Here is a 16,107-nt window from a genome sequence, read left to right as displayed (position 1 = left end):
GAAGGTGTTCGGCCGCTCACTGTCCACAATGGACGAAGGCCCGATCGCTCCGCGGCGGAAGGAAGTGATGGCCGGGTGACTGACGTCCAGGAGTTGGTGCCGTTGCGCACGGACTTCGACATCGTGCTGCGCGGTTACCGGCGCGGGCAGGTGCGCAGGTACGTGGGCGCGATCGAGGAGGAACTGCGGCTGGCGACGGCCGATCGCGACGCCAATGCCTCGCTCGCGGAATCCCTCGCCGCGGAGATCGAACAGTTGCGTGCGGACAACGCGCGCCTTGCCCGGCAGCTGGACGAGATGTCGCGCACGCCGATATCACCCGACGCGGTGCCGGCCCGGCTGCGGGGGATGGTGGAGCTGGCCAAGGAGGAGGCCGCGGAGGTCATCGCCCGCGCCCAGGGCGCGGCCGAGCACAGCTGGGCCGTGGCCGAGGAGGCCGCCGGTCGACTGCGCACGCGGTACACCGACGCGCTGGCCGACATGGACCGCGCGCGCCGCGAGATGGAGACCGAGCACCGGACGTTGTTGCAGCAGGCCAGGGTGGACGCGTCGGTGATGACCACCGAGGCGGACCGGCGCCGCGCCGAGCTGGACGGGCGGGCGGCGCGACGCAGGGCACAGGTGGAGGCGGACTTCGAGGTCGCCATGGCCCGGCGGCGCACGGAGGCCATGCGGGAGTTGGCCGAACAGAAGGTCGCCGCGGAACGGGAGGCGTCGCGCCTGGTGGGCAACGCCTCCCGGGAAGCGACGCGCCTGGTCGACGAGGCGATGACCAAGTCGACCCGGCTGGTGGACGAGGCCACCACGACCGCGAAGCGCCTCGTGCGGGAGGCCACGGAGGAGTCGGAACACCTGATCCACGACGCGACCGCGAAGGTAGAGGTCCTGCTCCGCGACGGCACAGCGGAGGCGGAACGCCGCGTCAGGGCAGCGGCCGAGGAGGCCACCCGCCGGATCTCCGCCGCCGACGGAGAGGTCGACCGCCTGCGCGAACTGCGAGGACGGATGGCAGCACAACTGCGCGAGGCACGGAACGTGCTGGCGGAAGTGGGGCCATTGCTCCAGCAGGCCGGCGATGCGGCTCCGGTCGAACCGGCACCGATTCCGGAGCAGCGGTTGACGTTGAAGGCGGAGGCGCCGGTGTGAGGGTGCGGAGTTTCCGCTGGTGGGGGGATGGATTGAGGAGGTAGGGGGCCAGCCATAGTTGCGTGAGGTGCGGAACATGCTGGCAGGAGTGGGGCCGCTGCTGCTGCAGGCTGGGCTTCGGTCAACCAGCACCGATTCCGGAGCAGCGGTTGAGGTTGAAGGCGGAAACACCGGCGTGAGTTGTCGCGTCGGGCGGGCGGCGGGAATCGCTCGGTGAGGCGCGCGGCGGTTCGTTGGGAAAAGACGAATTGGGTGGTAAGGCCAGTAGCGTTTTCTCCTAGACCCCGCCCCTACCTCATCGGAAATTCGTGCGGCCTTCGGCGGCCGCTGCTATCCGGCGGCGGAGGTCGTCGTCCATCAGGGATACCAGTGGGGCTATGCGGGGCCATAGTTTGTGCTTTTCCACCGCGCGTACGAGGTGGCCCAGGATGTGCGGCTCGTTCAGGGCTGGCAGTGTCAGCATGCGGAGCTGGGCCTGTTCGCTCATCGCGGTGACCGCTGTCAGCAGTTCCGCCAGTGCGCCCTCGTCGATCGCCGTGTGGAGCAGGCTGGTCAGGGTGTCGTCGTCGGCCTCGGCGGCGTACTCCGTCAGGCGGCCGCGTAGGTCGTCGTCGGTCAGGCGGTCGGCCAGTGCCAGGCCTGCCGCCTGCAGCTCCGGTGGTCCCGCGAGGGCGTCGCGCACTATGCCGCGCAGGCGCGCGGGGGGCAGCAGTGCCACCACCCTCGTCAGCTGCTCGTCGGACTCCGCGTAGAAACCGATCTGCAGCAGGGCTTCCGTCGACGCGGTCGCGGTGACGTCGCGGACGATGGACTCCGTGGCAGTGTCCAGCAGGCGGCCCAGCGTCACGAAGTCGCCCTGGCCGATGAGTTCCATGACGACCGCCACGATGCGGTGCGGCTGTACGCGGTGGACCAGGGGCGCCGCGCGGCGCGGGTCGAGGTGGACGCACGCCTGCGCCAGGTACTCCACCGGCATCCGGTTCGCCAGTTCGGCCGCCCGGTCCGGGGTCATCTCGCTCGCGATGCGGGCGGCCAGCAGCGGCGTGAACGCGCGCAACGCGATGCGCACGTTCACGGCGGTCGGCAGGAGGCGGGCGATCATCGCCACCCGCTGGAACGCCGCCCTGTGCTCGTCGTACAGGGTCGCGACCGCCCGCTCGCGCACGCGCCGGATCGTGGTGTGCGGCAACTCCGCCAGGAACGCGATCTCCTCGGTCGTGGTGCCCAGCGCCTGAGCCAGTTTCACCAGCTCGGCGCGCGTCGCGAGGTCGTGTCCCATCAATGCCCCAGAATCCTGCTGACCGTGCCCCGCAGGACCGGCGGCATCTGCCGCAACGCCTCGTCCGACGCGGACCTGAGCGCCGCGGACTGCCGCCTCCGCGCGGTCACGAGCGTGTCCCGCAGCTGCGCCAGCGCGTCGTCGGACAGGCCCTCGACCGCACGCACGTCGTCCCCCAGCCAGTGCGTCAGCACCTCACGAACGTCACCCCGCATAGGGGAACCTTGTCATGCGCGGAGTTGACAATCATCTGCGGTGTGCAAATTTCCCGTCAACTCGGGCCTGGATCGCGCGGGCACGGCCCAGCATCGCCGGGTCCACCATCTCCCCGGACGCCAGGGTGGACACGCCGCCCGCGCCCGCTGCCAGCACTTCCGCCGCCCAGCGGCGCTCCTCTTCGGACGGCGCGAACACCTCCGCGATCACCGGCAGCTGGGTCGGGTGCACCGCCACCCGGCCCACCCAACCCAGGGCCTTGCCCCGCTCGGTGTCGCCCCGCAGCCCGTCCAGGTCCCTGATCGCGGGGTACGCCGACAGCATCGGCGCCGGGAGCCCGGCCGCTCGCGCCGCGTACAGCAACCGCACGCGCGCGTGGTCCAGCACGAGGTCTGTTCGCGTGCCCAACTCACTCGCCAGGTCCGACTCGCCGAGGCCGAGGCCGGTCACGGCCGGGTGCGCGGCCAACTCCGCCGCGTGCTCCACACCGAACGCGCTCTCGACCAGCGCCGTCACCGAAACCCCTGGCAGTGCCGCCGCCACCGCGTCGACCTCCGCGGGGGACTCGACCTTCGGCAGGCGCACCTCGAACCCCGTCAGCCCGCGCAGCGCGGCCAGGTCGTCCGCGTTGTGCGCGTTCACCCGGACCTGCAGGACCCGGTCGGCCCGCGCCTGCGCCAGCCACCCGGCCACCGCCTCCCGCGCGAACGCCTTCCGCTCCGGGGCGACGGCGTCCTCGAGGTCCAGGATCACCAGGTCCGCACCCGTCGCCACCGCCTTGTCGAACCGGTCCGGCCGGTCACCAGGCACGTACAGGCCGGTGATGAGCACGTTCACATCGTCCCCTCGCAGGCTCGCTGACGCCGTCCGTCGGCGTGGTATCGATGGTTCGCTCCGCAAGCTCCGCTCACACCACCCCATTGGCCCTCAGCGCGGCGAGCTGCTCGCGGGTCACGCCGACCGACGCGAGGACCTCGTCGGTGTCCGCGCCGTGGCGCCGGCCCGGCCACCGGATCCGGCCCGGCGTCCGCGACAGCCGGAACAGGACGTTCTGCATCCTGATCCGGCCCAGCTCCTCGTCGTCGACGGACTGGACCGTGCCCAGCGCCTGGTACTGCGGATCCGCCAGCACCCCGCGCACGTCGTTCACCCGGGCGACCGCCGCCTGCGCCTTCTCGAACTCCCGGACCACCTCGTCGGCGGGCCTCGCCGCGATCCACGCCGACACCGCCGCGTCCAGCTCGTCGGCGTGCCGCGCCCGGTGGTGGCCGGAGGCGAACCACGGCTCGTCGACCACGTCCGGACGGCCCACCAGCCGCATCACCCGCTCCGCGATCGACTGCGAACTGGTCGACACCGCGAGCCACTCGCCGTCCAGCGTCCGGTAGACGTTGCGGGGCGCGTTGTTCACCGACCGGTTGCCCGTCCTCGGCTGCACCACGCCGAGCTGGTCGTACGCGGTGATCTGGCCGCCCAGCAGCATCAGGATCGGCTCGATGATCGCCGTGTCGATCACCTGGCCGACGCCGGCACGCAGCGCGACCATGATCGCGTACGCCGTCGCGAGCGCGGCGATGCCGTCGGCGAGACCGAACGGCGGGAGCGTCGGCGGACCGTCGGGCTCACCGGTGAGCGCCGCGAACCCGCTCATCGCCTCCGCCAGCGTGCCGAAGCCGGGCCGCGACGCGTACGGGCCGAACTGGCCGAACGCGGTCACCCGCGCGATGACCAGGCGCGGGTTGACCGCGTGCAGCTCGTCGGGGCCGAGTCCCCAGCGCTCGAGCGTGCCCGGCCGGAAGTTCTCGACGAGCACGTCGGCGTCCCGTGCGAGCGCTGACAGCAGCTCGGCGCCGGCCGGTTCGGCGAGGTTGATCGTGACCGGGCGCTTGTTGCGGCCCAGCGTCTTCCACCAGAGGTTGACGCCGTCCTTCGCCGGGCCGTGGTCGCGGGCGGCATCCGGTCTGCGCGGGTGCTCGACCTTGATCACGTCCGCGCCGAAGTCGCCGAGGAACGTCGCGGCGAGGGGACCGGCGAACAGCGTGGACACGTCGAGCACGCGCACATCGGCCAGTGGCAGCTCGGTCATCGGACCTCCCATGCGAGCCGGAAACCAATGGCTGGCGACCGGTCGACGCCCAGGCCCGGCAGCAGGAACTTCAGGCTGAACGACTCCTCGCGCGGACCGCCGTCGACGTACCAGTCCGAGCCGACGATCTCATGGTCACTGCCGCCCTTGAGCATCACGAACCGGGTGACCCCGTCGGTGTGCTCGCTCTCGGTCCAGTTCCAGACCAGGGGAGCGGCCCGCTGGAAACCCGGCGTGGCCGCGGCGACCTGCCACTCGAACTCGGTCGGCAACCGGGCACCCGCCCACGCGGCGTAGGCCCGCGCGTCCGCCAGGCCGACCATCGTCGCGGGAGCGTCGCCGGTGGGTGGCGGCCAGCGGTTCTCGCACGCCGGCCGGTAGCCCGTGGCCGCCACGAACCGCGCGAACTCGGCGCCGGTCACCTCGCGGACGGCCACCTCGACATCGCGGAGTGTTACCGCTAACAGCTCCTGCCGCGGGTCGTGCAGGCGGGGCGGGAGGGGCTTCCACTCCTCGACGTACGGCGCGCCCTGGTAGCTCCCCGTCTCGCGGCGCCGGTAGGTCATCGGCAGCTCGCGCGGCCCGCCCTCGACCCGGACGGTGGCGGCGGTCGGCCGCGCCGTGGCGGGACGTGGGTGAACGCGCTCAGCGGTGCGCGCCGGGAACGTCGTGCTCGTGCCGCCCGGATCAGCGGCGGCGGCCGCGAGCGAGCCGGCCAGCCAGGCCGGCGCGGCGCCCTCGACCGCGAGGACGGCGGCTACCCCGCGAGCGGGCACCGTGATCTCGCCCGGCTGGTGCCCGAGCCGCCGTCCTGCGGTGAGGTCGAACCACCGCGCGTGAGCGTTCACAGCGGTGAGGGCAGAGCCGGTGAAGTCGGCGTGGCCGCGGTTCACCAGCGTCCACAGGGTCAGGCCCGGCGCGGCGAACCGCGACGCGTACACCCCGGCCGCGAGCGCCGCGTCGGCGGCGTCCACGAGCGGGGTCCACTCGCCGGCGGTCAGCACCGGTGTGAGCGCTCGCTGCACCCGCAGCATCCGGCGCAGCGTGGCCTTGTCACGCTCGCTCCACCCGACCCAGACGCCGAACACGGCGTCCCACACGAGCATGCCCGTGCCGTTCATGAAGGCCGACTGCAGCTCGGCGCTGTGGTCGCGGTTCCAGCGGCGGGTCTGGTGGGTCATGTGGCGGCGCTCGAACCAGCGGGCCCGCTGCACCCCCGGCGCGGCGCTGTCGGCGAACCACTGCGCCCAGCTCAGCTGGTGGTCCTCGACGCGGGCGTTGGGCAGCCGCGACTCGCCCTCCAGCACCTGCGGCGGCCGGTTGTCGAGCAGTGCCGACGCCAGCCGGGCGTCGCCTTCCTTCATGGTGTCCAGGAACATCCCGTCCGCGCCCAGCTCGGCCGACAGCAGCGCCAGCTCGGTCGCGTCGTCGTGCGGGGCGCGGCGGGTGCCGGTGTCCCACGGGTTGTAGTCGAGGAAGACCCGCACGCCTCGCGACTGGAACTCGGCGAGCACGTCCCGCAGCCCCGGCACGTCCCGGTAGAAGTCGAACTGGTTGCGGTCGTCGATGCCGATGATCGGGTAGGCGTGCCACAGGACCACCCCGTCGAAGCCGCCGTAGTCCGCGGTCCGGTCGAGGAAGCCGGCGACCTCGAACCGCCCTTCCGCGTGGTTGAACAGCCGCTCGTCCCACAGCCAGACGAGCGCGACGCTGTAGCAGCCGGCCGTCCACGCGGTCTCGGGCCGCTCGTACCGCGTTCCCCGGTAGCCCAGGCGTTCGCGGGCCTCGTCGCGCCACCGGGCGAGCGCGGTGCGCCAGGCCGGCCAGTCCGCCGGGTCGTCGGGCGCGGCGAAGACCTTGGCGATGTCGCCGACCTCCGGGTCCAGCTCGCCGTCGAGCGGGAGGGCGGTCGGCAGGTCGATCGGACGGGGGACCAGTGGGTCGCGTTGGTTGGCGGCGGCCTCGTCCGGGTCGGCCGACGGGTCAGTGGGTGGCGTGGAAATCGTCGATCTCCTCCCGGGTCGGAATGGCCGGCACGGCGCCGGCACGCGTCACCGACAGCGCGGCCGCGGCCGTGGCGAACCGGACGGCCTCGGGGAGTGCGGCGCCCTCGTCGAGCCGTGCGACGAGCGCGCCGCAGAACGTGTCGCCGGCGCCGGTGGTGTCGACGGCCTCGACGTGGATGCCCGCCACCGCGGTGGTCGCCTCCCGCGTGTGGACCACCGCGCCGGCGGCGCCGAGCGTGACGACGAGCCGCGGGACGACCGTGAGCAGCTCGTCCGCGCCGCCGAGCAGCTCGGCCTCGTGCTCGTTCACGACCAGCAGGTCGACGGCCGCGAGGAGGTCGCGGGACAGCGGCCGTGCCGGGGCGGCGTTGAGCACGACCGTGCCGGTGGCGCCGCGGGCTGCCTCGACGACCGTGGCGAGCGGGATCTCCAGCTGCAGCAACACGATCGTCGCGTCCGCGATCGCACGGAGTTCGTCCTCGGTGAGGCGCGTGAGCGTCGCGTTCGCGCCCGCGTTGACCACGATCGCGTTCTCGCCGGTCCCCGCCACGGTGATCATCGCGATGCCGGTCGGCTCGGTGGACGTGCGTACGAGGGTGTGCACGCCGCTGTCGGCGAGGCTGGCCAGGAGGCGGGCGCCGTTGTCGTCGTCGCCGAACGCGCCGATGAACGTGGTGTGAGCGCTCGCACGCGCCGCCGCGGTGGCCTGGTTGTTGCCCTTGCCGCCGGCGTGCGTGGCGAAGCCGGTGGACAGGACGGTCTCGCCCGGTGCGGGGATCCGCTCGACCTGGCTGACCAGGTCGACGTTGCCGCTGCCCACGATGAGCACGCTCACTTCGCCACCAGCGCGATCGTGCGGGCGGCGAGCGTGTCGAAGCCGATGCCGTCGAAGCCCGGGATGGTGGTCGCGAGCCGGTTGTGGAGGGGCGCGACCCATTGCGGCGGCAGGGCTTTCGCGCCGGTGAGGGCCCCGGCCAGGGAGCCGGCGGTGGCCGCGGTGGAGTCGGTGTCCCAGCCGCCGGTGACGGCCGTGGTGATGGTGGCCGAGTAGTCGCCGCCACCGCGGGTCAGCGCGAACGCCAGGACGGCCGCGTTGTTCAGCACGTGCACCCAGTGCAGGTCGCCGTACCGCGCGTAGATCGTGTCGAGCGCGTCCTCGGTGGACAGTGCGCTCCTGCCGAGCTCGACGCCCCGGCCGATCGCGGCGGCGAAGCGGGACTCGGGCGGCACCACCGAGAGCCCGGCCCCGACGACCGCGGCCAGGTCGGCGCCCGCCACCGCGGTCGCGCACGCGGCGGCCGCGAACATGGCGCCGTACAGGCCGTTGCGCCCGTGGGTGAGGCGCGCGTCCGTCCACGCGAGACGGGCCGCGGTGACCGGGTCGCCGGGGTGGGTCCAGCCGTGGACGTCGGCGCGGATCTGCGCGCCGATCCAGTCGCGGAAGGGGTTGCCGACCGCGCCGGCGACGTCCGGCTCGTACCCGTCGAGGAGGTTGCGGTAGACGATGCGCTCGGCGGTGAACACCCTGCCACCCGGCAGGTTCGCGAGCCACGACCGCGCCACGTCGTCGGTGGTGAACTCCTCGCCGTGGCGCTCCAGGAGATCGAGCGCGATGAGGGAGTAGTTGAGGTCGTCGTCCTCCGGCATCCCGTCGATGTTCTCGGCGAGGCTCGTCGGGCGGCTGCGCCGGTTCCACGGGTAGCGGGCGGCGATCTCGCCGTCAAGGCCGACCTCGGTGAAGTAGCGGGAGATCGGCCAGTTGCCGGTGCTCCGTGCGATGGCGCGGATGCCGTCGCGGGGGATCTTCTCGACGGGCTTGCCGAGCAGGCACCCGGCGGCCCGGCCGAGCCATGCCCCGTGGATCCGGTCGGCGAGGTCACCGGTGGGCGCGGTGGCCGGAACCAGACGTCCAAGAGCGAGGATCTCGTCGATGCCGTCCGGTTCCCTGGCACGCAGCTCCGCCGGCGCCTCCCGTCCGTCCACCCGGGACAGCAATCGGCGGCCGAGAGCCTGCAGCTCCCTCGACGCGGGTGTGGGGGTGGCGCCCGATGCCGGCGGTACCAGCGAACCGCCCGCCGCCACCCACTCCTCCGCGAGATCGCCGACGTCGATGCCGTCCAGCTGGGCCGCGCGCAGCGCGTGCGGCACCAGGTCCTCCGGCTGTGTCCACGTGAGACGCAGCGTCATGCCGCTTCCTCGACGGCGGCGAACAGCTTGGCCCGCTGGGCGAAGCGCTCCTGGTCCCTGGCCCAGACGTCCTTCGCCACCGAGGCCATCGTCGGGCCGGTGGCCGTGATGTCCATCCGGCTCGCCTCGCTCACCGCGGTCACCCACTCGTCCGGCACGACCGCGCGGCCCCCGAGCGCGCCCGCGATCGAGCCGCCCATGACCGCGATCGAGTCCGAGTCACGGCCGTAGTTCACCGCCCCGAGCACGGTGTCCCGGTAGTGGCCGCCCGCCACGACCAGCATGCCCAGCGCGACCGGCAGCTCCTCGATCGACTTGGTGCGGCTGGGGATCCGCGCGTCGCGAGCCGGCGCGCGGTAGTTCGGGCCGACCGTGTCGAACGGCTCGACCGCAGCGCGGATCCGGGGCAGTGACGTGCGCCAGTCGTCCAGAGTGGACGCCGTCGAGGTGACGGCCTCGATGGCGTCGCGGGTGCCGTCCTTCGCCAGCCGCAGCGCGGTGTCCACCACCGACGCCACCGACGCACCCGGGCGCATGGCCTCCGCGACACACGCGGCGTAGACCCCGGCCGCCTCACGACCGTAGCTGGACTGGTGCGCGCCGGCGACGTCGACGGCCTCCGCGTACGCGCCCTCCGGCGAGCCCGCGTTCGCGATGCCGATCGGCGCCGCGTACATGGCCGCGCCGCAGTTGACGATGTTCCCGACCCCCGCCTCGCGCGGGTCGACGTGCCCGTAGTGCAGGCGCGCGACCAACCACTTCTCGGCCAGGAAGATCCGCTGCAGCAGGATCGTCTCGGTCTCCAGCTCCGGGATCCAGCGGCGCTCGCCGATCAGCAGGGGGACGAGGTGGTCGGCGATCGCGTACGCGTCGAGGTGGTCGCGCACTCGGTCGTAGACCTCGACGAGCGCCGTGGTCATCAGGGTGTCGTCGGTGACGTGCCCGTCGCCCTTGTGGTACGGGGCGATCGGGCGGGCGTGCCGCCAGTCCGGCAGGAACGGCGGCACGATGCCCTCGATGAACCCGTCGTACCGCTCGCGGATGGCCGCGGGGGTGTTGCCCTCCGCGGCGCCGCCGAGCGCGTCGGCCACCGCAGCGCCGGCGAGCGCCCCCGTCGCCCTGTCCTCGAGCAGATCCATGTGTACTCCCCTTGTGTGAACGTGCTCAGCGAGAGCGTTCAGCCGATGGACGACCAGCCGTCGCTCAGCTTCTTCCTGAGGTCGTCGAGGCTGATCGAGTTGGCGAAGTACTGCTGCAGCAGGGGAGTCGCGTACTGGTCCTTCCACTGCGGGTAGTTCTTCGCCTTCTGGAACGGCGCACTGGCGAGCCCCTCGCCGCTGGTCAGCATCGGCTTCCACACCGGCGTGCCCTTGGTCTGTGCCGCCACCGCGTCCCGCGCCGGCTTGGACGCCGGGATCAGCCAGTCGCCCTCGGCGAGCTTCGCCTGGTTCTCCGCGGACATGAAGTAGTCGATGAACTTCGCGGCCTGCTCGGGTGCCTTGCTCTGCGCGGACACCGAGATGGTCTGCGGGTTCGCCGCCTGCGTCGCACCGGCGGAGCCGGCGAGCGGGGGGAGGACCGTCCACTTGAACCCGTCCGGTGCCGACTCGGTGATCTGCTGCGCCAGGAAGTTGCCGCCAACGTACATCGCGTACTTGCCGCCGAGGAAGCCCGGCAGGACATCGGTTCCCGACTGTGTGAGCGATACCGGGTCGAGTGACTTGTCGTCGAACGCCATCGCGTGGATGCGCTCCGGCACCGCCAGTTCGTTGTCGCCCACGTGGATGGTGGCGGTGCCGTCGTCCTTCGTGTCGAAGAACGTGCCGCCGAAGCCGAGCGCGGTGTTCATGACCGCCGCCGTCGGCTGCTTCAGTCCCCAGCCCGCGCCGAACTTCCCGTCGCCGGTCAGCTTCTTCGCCATGTCCTGGAAGTCGTCCCAGGACAGTTCCTTGCCGTTCGGTGTCGAGATGTTCGCCGCCGCCAGGGCGTCGGTGTTGGCGAACACGACGTAGGTCTGCAACAGGGTCGGCGCCGCGACGACCTTGCCGTCGGCGGTGGTGACCGTGTCCCAGACGTCCTTGCTGACCGCGTTCCTGACGTCCGTGCTCAGGTACTTCGAGATGTCGGCCAGGTAGCCCTGCTGGGCGAAGCCCATGATGTCGCTGGACTCGTCGTGGATGATGTCCGGCGCGGTGCCGCCCTGGAACTGGGTGACGAGCTGGTCGTGCACGTTGTCCCAGGTGCCCTGCGTGAGCTTGATCTGGATGTCCGGGTTCTTCTTGTTCCAGGTGTCCACGATGTCCTTGACCGCGGCCACCGTGGAGTCCTGGTAGGCCAGGCTCTGGAAGGTGAGCGTCACCGGTCCCTTGGCGGACTCGGTGCTGCTCGTGTTGTCCCCGCCGTTCAACGCGCAGCCGGACAGCAGCAGGGCCGCCGCGGCAGCGAGGCCGAGCAACGCCTTTCGCTTCATGGGTTTCTCCTCTTCGTCAGCCTTTGACGGCGCCGCTCATCAGCCCCGAGGTGAGCCGGCGTTGGATGATCAGGAAGAACACGAGGCTCGGGACGGTCGCGAGCAGCGACGCCGCCGCGAGCTGGCCGAGCTGGACCTGGCCCTCGGCGCCGAAGAACCGCGCGAGGGTCAGTGGCAGGGTCTGCAGGTTCGGGTCCTGGATCAGCACCAGGGCGAAGAAGAACTCGTTCCAGGACGAGATGAACGTGAACAGGCTCGTGGCCACGAGCCCCGGCGCCAGCAGCGGCAGCACGATCGAGCGCAGCACCCGCAGCCGGCCGGCGCCGTCGATCGCGCCGGCCTCCTCCAGGTCCACCGGGATGGCGGCGACGTACCCGCGCAACATCCACAGCGCGAACGGCAGGCACCAGACCGTGTAGACCAGCACGAGGCCGAACGGGTTGTTCACGAGCCCGACCTGCTTGAGCACGAGGAAGACCGGGATCACGATGAGGATGAACGGAAACACCTGGCTGAGCAGGATCCAGACCGTCGCCACGCCCCGCAGCTTCGTCCGGAACCGTGCGAGCGCGTAGGCGGCGGGCAGCGAGATCACCGTCACCACAACCGTTGTGAGCGTTGCCACCAGGAGGCTGTTGCCGGCCGCCCGCGCCAGGTTCGCCTTCTCCACCGCGTCGCCGAAGTTCACCCAGGTGAGGTGGCGGGGGAAGAACGACGGGTCCGGCGACTGCAGCTCCTGCGGCGTCTTGAGCGACGTCGACAGCAGGAACAGCAGCGGGAAGCCGAGGAAGACCACGTACCCCAGCAGCGCCAGGTACTGCAGCGGACGGGTGAACGTTCTCGTGCGTCGTGCCGGCGGCCGCGCGACCCTGTGGACGGTCTGCCGGGGCCGGGCCGGTGGGGCGAGGGTCTGGCTCATCTGGTCTCACGGCTCCTTGCCTGGCCACGCAGGTAGAGGAACAGGAACGCGGCGATGACCACGACCATGACGTTGCCCATGGCGGCCGCGTAGCCGAAGTTGCCGTACTTGAACGCCTCGTTGTAGGCGAATAGCGCCGGCAGCATGGTCTTGCCGCCCGGCCCGCCGGCCGTGAGCACGAACACGAGCGCGAACGAGTTGAAGTTCCAGATCAGGTCGAGCGAGGTGATCGCGAAGATCACCGGGCGCAGCGCCGGCAGCGTCACGTGCCAGAAGCGCTGCCACACTCCGGCGCCGTCGATGGCCGCGGCCTCGTGCAGGTCGGCGGACACGCTCTGCAGCCCGGCGAGCAGCGTCACGGTCGTCTGCGGCATCCCCGCCCACACGCCGACCACGATCACGGCGGGCAACGCCGTCGAGAAGTCGCCTAGCCAGTTGATGTTCCCGGGCAGCCCGAGCGTGCGCAGCGCGTCGTTCACCGGCCCGTACGTCGGGTTCAACATCATCCGCCACATGATCGCGATGACCACCGGGGGCATCGCCCACGGCACGAGCGCGAGCGTGCGTGCGAGCCACCGCAGGCGCAGGTCCAGGTTGAGCAGCAGCGCGAGGCCGAGCGAGGCGAGGAACTGCAGGATCGTGACGCCGAACGCCCAGACCAGGCCGATCCGGAACGAGCTCCAGAACAGGTCGTTGCCGAGCAGCGTGGTGTAGTTGTCCAGGCCGGTGAAGATCACCGGTTGGTTGAGGCCGGCCTTCGCGCCGGTGAAGCCCAGCAGGATGCCCTGCACCAGCGGGTAGACGCTGAGGAGGACGACCGGCACGAGCGCGGGGAGGACGAGCAGCCACGCGTCCCGTCCGTCGCCGCGCCGGCGCCCGCGTCGCGGCGGCCGCGCCACGACGGCCGTCACGGCGCCACCTCCACCGTGGACGAACCGCGGACGGTGAGCGTCGGCTCGATGACGACCTTCCGCACCGGCGCGTCCGGCTTGCGCAGCCGCCGGAGCAGGAGCTTGGCCGCGGCCTTCGCGCGCCTGGTCGCGCCGAGGTCGACACTGGTGATCGCGGGGTTCGCGAGGTCGGCGATGTCCGTGTCGTCCATGCCGACGATCGCGATGTCGTCGGGGATCCGCAGGCCCCGGCGCGTGGCGACGTTGAGCGCGGCGATGGCCAGCAGGTCGTTGGCGCACACGATCGCGTCCGGGGTGGACTGTTCGAGGAGCGCCGTCGCGGCCTTCAGCCCGGCCTTGTAGGTGAAGTCCTTCGCGGCCACCTGGGCGTCCGCGTTGTCCGGCAGGTCCCTGGCGGCGAGTGCGGTGAGGTAGCCGTTGAGGCGGGCCGCGCCCGGCACCGTGTCGACGGGGCCGTTGACGAACGCGATGCGCTGGCGGCCCTGCTCGGCGAGGTGGTCGACGGCCAGCGCCATGCCCGCGACCGAGTCCGCGCGGACGTTGTCCAACTCGACACCGGGCGGGAGGGACCCGATGATCACGATCGGGAAGCGGCTGGTCCGCAGCTGCGCGCCCAGCTCCTCGGGGACCCGCAGCGGGCTCATGATCAGCCCGTCCGCGAAGCCCCGGTTGAGGCTCACGAGCAGGTCGATCTGGTCCTTCGGGTCGCTGCCGGTCGAGGACAGCACCAGGCGGTAGCCGGCCTTGGTGACGACCTGGGAGATCTCACGCATCATGCTGACGTACACCGGGTTGCCGACGTCCGCGACCGCTAGCGCGATCTGCTCGGTCTTGCCGACCTTGAGCGAACGCGCGGTCGCGTCGGGCACGTAGCCGAGCTCGGCGGCCGCGGCACGCACGCGCTCGGTGACCCGCTGCGACGCCGGCAACCCGTTCATCACCCGTGACACGGACGCGATGGACACCCCGGCCAGCTCGGCGACGAGCACGAGCGTCGACTTCCTGGTCTCGGCCATGGGTTTCCTCGTGTCCTTCGGCAGGTGTCCCGGAGTGCTTGTAAACGTTTACGAGAACGTTTACAAGCGGGACCATACGTCCGCCCGCCGACGCTTGGCAACCGGAGTCCGGTAACACGGTCGTCACAAGTGGACGGAGCGGGACCGGGTCATGCGAACGGATACTTTCGCGGCGCCGGGTGTTCGCGCAGAGTGAATGGAGCCTTGCGCGGCGGCGCGGCCCCTCGGCGTGGTGCCAGGATGGGCCCATGCCTGAATGCACGCACGTCGCCGAGATACGCGACGTCACCCCGAGCACGACCGAGGGCTGCGAGGACTGCCTCGCGGTCGGCGGCAGCTGGGTCCACCTGCGCGAGTGCCTGAGCTGCGGACACGTCGGCTGCTGCGACTCGTCCCCGGCCAAGCACGCCAGCGCCCACTTCGCCAGCACCCGCCACCCGGTGATCCAGTCCTTCGAGCCGGGGGAGGACTGGCGGTGGTGCTACGTCGACGAAGTGGTCGTGTGAGTGAATAGCGCCGTGAACAAACCGGTTCTGCTGACCGTCGACGACGACCCCGGGGTGTCGCGAGCAGTGGCCCGCGACCTGCGGCGCCGCTACGGCGAGGCGCACCGCGTGGTGCGGGCGTCGTCCGGGCAGGAGGCGCTCGACGCGCTCAAGGAGCTCAAGCTCCGCGGCGAACAGGTGGCCGCCATGCTCGCCGACTACCGCATGCCCGAGATGAACGGCATCGAGTTCCTCGAGCAGGCGATGGACCTGTTCCCGAGGGCCCGTCGCGCGCTGCTCACCGCCTACGCCGACACCGACGCCGCGATCCAGGCCATCAACCTGGTCGACGTCGACCACTACCTGCTCAAGCCGTGGGATCCGCCGGAGGAGAAGCTCTACCCGGTCGTGGACGCGCTGATCGAGACGTGGCGCAGCTCAGGGGCCACCGCGGTCGAGGAGATCAAGATCGTCGGGCACCGGTGGTCGGCGCCGACGTACGCGGCGCGCGACTTCCTCGCCCGCAACGCCGTGCCGTACCGGTACTACACGATCGACGAGCCGGAGGGCAGGCGGCTGCTGGAGGCCGCGGCGGCCGACCCGACCGAGATCCCCGTGGTGATCACCACCGACGGCCACGCGCTGCTCGCGCCGTCCGACGCCGAGATCGCGGCGGCCGTGGGGCTGACCGTCGACCCGGCCACTGACTTCTACGACCTGATCGTGGTCGGCGGTGGGCCGGCCGGGCTGGGCTCGGCGGTGTACGGCGCGTCGGAGGGCCTGCGCACGGTCCTCGTCGAGCGGCAGGCCGCCGGCGGGCAGGCCGGGCAGAGCTCCCGCATCGAGAACTACCTCGGCTTCCCGGACGGCGTGTCCGGCTCCCAGCTGACCGACCGGGCGCGGCGGCAGGCGGTGAAGTTCGGCGCGGAGATGCTGACCGCGCGGGACGTCGTGGCCCTGGAGGTGCAGGGCTCGGCGCGGGTGGTGCGGTTCGGTGACGGCAGCACCATCGCCGCGCACGCGGTGATCCTCGCGACCGGCGTGGCCTACCGGAACCTGACCGCGCCCGGCTGCGACGACCTGACCGGGCGCGGCGTGTACTACGGGTCGGCCAACACCGAGGCGCCGGAGTGCGCGGGCACCGACGTCTACATCGTGGGCGGTGCGAACTCGGCGGGGCAGGCGGCGGTGTTCTTCTCCCGGCACGCACGCAACGTCACCCTGGTGGTGCGGGGTGAGTCGCTGCGGGCGTCCATGTCGCACTACCTCATCCAGCAGCTGGAGGCCATCGACAACGTCCACGTCCGCACGTGCACGACGGTGGGCGAGGTGTACGGCGACGAGCACCTGGAGCGGCTGCGGCTCGACCACGTCAGCGGCACGTCG

General features: G+C 71.7%; 15 protein-coding genes. 3 read left to right on the top strand and 12 right to left on the bottom strand.

The genetic code is table 11. The annotated features are described in order from the left end of the window. The first annotated feature begins 75 nt into the window (after window positions 1–75). Entirely contained in the window at window positions 76–1,146 is a 1,071-nt protein-coding gene (locus tag ACJ73U_RS15850; RefSeq protein WP_407778385.1) for a chromosome segregation protein, read from the top strand. Between the two features lie 295 nt (window positions 1,147–1,441). Here the strand turns inward: ACJ73U_RS15850 and ACJ73U_RS15845 are convergent, their stop codons facing one another. The 12 genes from ACJ73U_RS15845 to ACJ73U_RS15790 all read right to left on the bottom strand — a co-directional run bounded on the left by ACJ73U_RS15845 (window position 1,442) and on the right by ACJ73U_RS15790 (window position 14,236). Beyond that, window positions 1,442–2,425, bottom strand: a complete 984-nt coding sequence (locus ACJ73U_RS15845; RefSeq protein ID WP_407778384.1) for a hypothetical protein — start codon at window positions 2,423–2,425, stop codon at window positions 1,442–1,444. Continuing rightward, window positions 2,425–2,640, bottom strand: coding sequence for a hypothetical protein (locus tag ACJ73U_RS15840; protein ID WP_407778383.1), 216 nt, complete (start codon window positions 2,638–2,640; stop codon window positions 2,425–2,427). The genes ACJ73U_RS15845 and ACJ73U_RS15840 overlap by 1 nt, the downstream gene beginning before the upstream one ends. Window positions 2,641–2,671: 31 nt before the next feature. Continuing rightward, complete coding sequence (locus ACJ73U_RS15835; protein WP_407778382.1) at window positions 2,672–3,478, bottom strand: HpcH/HpaI aldolase/citrate lyase family protein; 807 nt, start codon at window positions 3,476–3,478, stop codon at window positions 2,672–2,674. Window positions 3,479–3,548: 70 nt separating this feature from the next. After that, on the bottom strand, window positions 3,549–4,727 hold the full coding sequence (locus ACJ73U_RS15830) for a CaiB/BaiF CoA transferase family protein (protein ID WP_407778381.1): 1,179 nt from the start codon (window positions 4,725–4,727) through the stop codon (window positions 3,549–3,551). Next, window positions 4,724–6,775: an SUMF1/EgtB/PvdO family nonheme iron enzyme gene (locus ACJ73U_RS15825; protein WP_407778380.1), complete on the bottom strand. Its 2,052-nt coding sequence runs from the start codon at window positions 6,773–6,775 to the stop codon at window positions 4,724–4,726. Before ACJ73U_RS15825 ends, ACJ73U_RS15830 begins: the two co-directional genes overlap by 4 nt. Then, a complete protein-coding gene (locus ACJ73U_RS15820; protein ID WP_407778379.1) occupies window positions 6,711–7,568 on the bottom strand; it encodes a ribokinase in 858 nt (285 codons plus the stop codon). Before ACJ73U_RS15820 ends, ACJ73U_RS15825 begins: the two co-directional genes overlap by 65 nt. Further along, window positions 7,565–8,920 (bottom strand): ADP-ribosylglycohydrolase family protein, encoded by a 1,356-nt coding sequence (locus ACJ73U_RS15815; RefSeq protein ID WP_407778378.1) that lies wholly within the window; start codon window positions 8,918–8,920, stop codon window positions 7,565–7,567. Before ACJ73U_RS15815 ends, ACJ73U_RS15820 begins: the two co-directional genes overlap by 4 nt. Further along, window positions 8,917–10,059 carry an ADP-ribosylglycohydrolase family protein gene (locus tag ACJ73U_RS15810; protein ID WP_407778377.1) on the bottom strand — a complete coding sequence of 381 codons (1,143 nt, stop codon included), beginning with the start codon at window positions 10,057–10,059 and terminating at the stop codon, window positions 8,917–8,919. Before ACJ73U_RS15810 ends, ACJ73U_RS15815 begins: the two co-directional genes overlap by 4 nt. A 38-nt stretch (window positions 10,060–10,097) precedes the next feature. Then, a complete protein-coding gene (locus ACJ73U_RS15805) occupies window positions 10,098–11,390 on the bottom strand; it encodes an ABC transporter substrate-binding protein (protein WP_407778376.1) in 1,293 nt (430 codons plus the stop codon). A gap of 16 nt (window positions 11,391–11,406) precedes the next feature. Next, window positions 11,407–12,309 carry a carbohydrate ABC transporter permease gene (locus tag ACJ73U_RS15800; RefSeq protein ID WP_407778375.1) on the bottom strand — a complete coding sequence of 301 codons (903 nt, stop codon included), beginning with the start codon at window positions 12,307–12,309 and terminating at the stop codon, window positions 11,407–11,409. Then, window positions 12,306–13,220, bottom strand: a complete 915-nt coding sequence (locus ACJ73U_RS15795) for a carbohydrate ABC transporter permease (RefSeq protein WP_407778374.1) — start codon at window positions 13,218–13,220, stop codon at window positions 12,306–12,308. Before ACJ73U_RS15795 ends, ACJ73U_RS15800 begins: the two co-directional genes overlap by 4 nt. Further along, window positions 13,217–14,236: a LacI family DNA-binding transcriptional regulator gene (locus ACJ73U_RS15790; RefSeq protein WP_407778373.1), complete on the bottom strand. Its 1,020-nt coding sequence runs from the start codon at window positions 14,234–14,236 to the stop codon at window positions 13,217–13,219. The genes ACJ73U_RS15795 and ACJ73U_RS15790 overlap by 4 nt, the downstream gene beginning before the upstream one ends. A 248-nt stretch (window positions 14,237–14,484) precedes the next feature. Here ACJ73U_RS15790 and ACJ73U_RS15785 point away from each other — a divergent pair, with 248 nt between their 5' ends. Both ACJ73U_RS15785 and ACJ73U_RS15780 read left to right on the top strand, forming a co-directional pair. Beyond that, window positions 14,485–14,742, top strand: a complete 258-nt coding sequence (locus ACJ73U_RS15785) for a ubiquitin carboxyl-terminal hydrolase 14 (RefSeq protein WP_407778372.1) — start codon at window positions 14,485–14,487, stop codon at window positions 14,740–14,742. Window positions 14,743–14,754: 12 nt separating this feature from the next. Next, window positions 14,755–16,107: FAD-dependent oxidoreductase (locus tag ACJ73U_RS15780; RefSeq protein ID WP_407778371.1), on the top strand; the 1,353-nt coding region annotated here is incomplete at its 3' end.

It is taken from the genome of Actinophytocola sp., assembly GCF_045807065.1.
In the GTDB taxonomy this organism is placed as follows: domain Bacteria; phylum Actinomycetota; class Actinomycetes; order Mycobacteriales; family Pseudonocardiaceae; genus Actinophytocola.
This window is presented reverse-complemented; position numbering and strand designations above follow the sequence as displayed.

Coding starts and splice junctions, on each gene's coding strand:
- ACJ73U_RS15810 (WP_407778377.1), bottom strand. CDS start 10,059: ATGGATCTGCTCGAGGACAGGGCGACGGGGGCGCTCGCCGGCGCTGCG.
- ACJ73U_RS15845 (WP_407778384.1), bottom strand. CDS start 2,425: ATGGGACACGACCTCGCGACGCGCGCCGAGCTGGTGAAACTGGCTCAG.
- ACJ73U_RS15830 (WP_407778381.1), bottom strand. CDS start 4,727: ATGACCGAGCTGCCACTGGCCGATGTGCGCGTGCTCGACGTGTCCACG.
- ACJ73U_RS15800 (WP_407778375.1), bottom strand. CDS start 12,309: ATGAGCCAGACCCTCGCCCCACCGGCCCGGCCCCGGCAGACCGTCCAC.
- ACJ73U_RS15840 (WP_407778383.1), bottom strand. CDS start 2,640: ATGCGGGGTGACGTTCGTGAGGTGCTGACGCACTGGCTGGGGGACGAC.
- ACJ73U_RS15790 (WP_407778373.1), bottom strand. CDS start 14,236: ATGGCCGAGACCAGGAAGTCGACGCTCGTGCTCGTCGCCGAGCTGGCC.
- ACJ73U_RS15785 (WP_407778372.1), top strand. CDS start 14,485: ATGCCTGAATGCACGCACGTCGCCGAGATACGCGACGTCACCCCGAGC.
- ACJ73U_RS15815 (WP_407778378.1), bottom strand. CDS start 8,920: ATGACGCTGCGTCTCACGTGGACACAGCCGGAGGACCTGGTGCCGCAC.
- ACJ73U_RS15805 (WP_407778376.1), bottom strand. CDS start 11,390: ATGAAGCGAAAGGCGTTGCTCGGCCTCGCTGCCGCGGCGGCCCTGCTG.